An 817-nucleotide genomic window follows, 5' to 3' on the forward strand; every position below is an offset into this window, starting at 1 on the left:
CTGGAAATCCAGACGAAGGTTGTCGGTATCCACCAGAGTCAGCAGCTGGTCACCGGGGGTAACCCATTCCCCGAGATCCCGGGAGCGCTGGCTGACCACACCGTCGAAGGGCGCGGTCACGCGGTGGCGCCCGGCCCGGACTTCCACCTGGCGGCGGGCGGCTTCCAGGCGAGCCAGGGTCGCTTCGCTGGCGGCCACTTCACTTTCCCGTGCACTGACTTCGGTGGCCGCGATATTGCGGCCTGCGCCGACGGATCTGGCCTCACGCAGGCGACGCCGGGCTTCCTCCAGGCGACTGCGGGCCTCTTCTGCCTCGGCTCTTGCCGCGGCCAACTCCCAGGTAACCAATTCGTCATCCAGCTCGACCAACACATCGCCCCGGTCAACACGATCACCGGTTTCCACCCGAACCTCGTCCAGCAGGCCCGCAACCGCCGCCGACATGCCAGATACCCGAAGGGCATTCACCGTACCATTCAGGGTCACTTCCTGAACGATATCTTCTGAAGAGACGGTTTCCAGCTGAACACCAGGCAGGTCCTGGGCAGCGGTGAGCACCGGAAACAGGCTGCACAAAAACAGAACAACACCCTGCAGGCTCTTCATGGGGGTAGCCACGTCCTTTTCTCCAAGATTCATTTCGATGGATGCAATTACTAACCTTAGTTCATGGCTTACGAAGAAAAACCCCGTCCAGACCTTGGCCCGCGTTTGACCTGGCCGGTGCGGAGAATGCGAACCGTGGTCAATCACGTTGCCAGCTATCTGCGCTACTATTGTCACAACACCGACAACAAGGACGCCCTGTGAAACCTCT

Annotated in this window: 1 protein-coding gene; it reads right to left on the reverse strand. The window is 60.8% G+C overall.

Going from position 1 to position 817, the window contains the following annotated elements:
• On the reverse strand, positions 1-618 hold a 618-nt coding region (locus B2W52_RS04215; protein WP_286801503.1), incomplete at its 3' end, for an efflux RND transporter periplasmic adaptor subunit.
• Positions 619-817: the final 199 nt, after the last annotated feature.

The organism is Marinobacter sp. UBA2498 (assembly GCF_002341575.1).
In the GTDB taxonomy this organism is placed as follows: domain Bacteria; phylum Pseudomonadota; class Gammaproteobacteria; order Pseudomonadales; family Oleiphilaceae; genus Marinobacter; species Marinobacter manganoxydans.